This is a genomic window from Deinococcus pimensis DSM 21231 (assembly GCF_000519345.1).
GTDB lineage: Bacteria > Deinococcota > Deinococci > Deinococcales > Deinococcaceae > Deinococcus_A > Deinococcus_A pimensis.
Genome location: NZ_KI912635.1, coordinates 39,911 through 40,946 on the forward strand (window position 1 = coordinate 39,911; position 1,036 = coordinate 40,946).

Sequence of the window (1,036 nt, forward strand, 5' to 3'; positions counted from 1 at the left end):
ACCTGCGCAACAACAGCGATGCGGCGTACGACGTGACGGCGGGCGAGCTGATCGCCGGGGACGTGAACCTCGTGCAGGGTCCGCCCCTGCCGTACGCGAGCGACGTGCGCTTCCGCCAGAACGCCGCCGAGGCCGCGCCGCTGCCCGCGCCCGCCATCAACCCGCAGGGGGAGAGCCGCGGGCTGTACCGCTACGCGCTGACGGAGAAGTTCACGCTGCCCGCCGCGTCCACGCTCACGCTGCCCTTCCTCAACCCGAAGGTGACCTTCGAGCGCTACGCGGGCCTCACCACCGGCTTCAACACGACCGGCACGACCGGCAAACTGGGCCGCAACTACCGCGTGCGGGCCGACACGCTGCTCCCGGCGGGCGCGGTGACCGTCCGCGACGAGGGCCGCATCGTCGGTCAGGCGGTCATCAACGACACGAGCGCGAACGAGCCGATCGAGCTGGACCTGGGCCGCGACCCGGACGTCGGGTACGCGAGGAGCGTGCAGGTGGTGCGTCAGGACAAGACGACGACGGTCTACCGCGTGACGCTCACGCTGGAGAGCGCCAAGGACCGCGCCCTGCGGGTGGAGTACCGCGAGCTCCTGGGCGGGAACGTGACGGTGGAGGGGGGAGCGGCGCGGACGCCGCAGGGGCTGGAGGTGCGGGTGGACGTGCCCGCGAAGGGCAAGGTCACCCGCTCCTACACCGTCACCTTCCGCACGGGCGGCTGAGCGCGGGCCACGGGGCGGCTCAAGGCTCGCTGAGGCCGCCCCACACGCGCCCGAGGGTACGCCGGACTACAGTCGGGGTGTGCCCGCCACCCAAGTGCGCCTCCGGACCTACCCCTCGCTGGACGAGGCGGCCGCCCTCGACCGTCTGCTGGAGGGCTTCGAGCGGATCCACGAGGCGCGCGTCACCTACGGCACGAGCGCCCCTGCGGTCGGGGAGCCCGCCTTCGTCCTGACCGTCACCTTCGACGGGGACGCGGAGCGCGGCCGGGACCTCGCCGGGGTGCTGTGCCGCCTGCTCGCCCGTGCGGGTGTCG

1 protein-coding gene and 1 pseudogene are annotated in these 1,036 nt (G+C 73.3%); both read left to right on the forward strand.

Annotated elements, in window-relative coordinates:
• A pseudogene (locus tag DEIPI_RS39190) lies at positions 1–722 on the forward strand (hypothetical protein); the annotation flags it as partial.
• A gap of 79 nt (positions 723–801) precedes the next feature.
• A partial coding sequence (locus tag DEIPI_RS39195; protein ID WP_169737047.1) for a hypothetical protein occupies positions 802–1,036 on the forward strand: 235 nt, incomplete at its 3' end.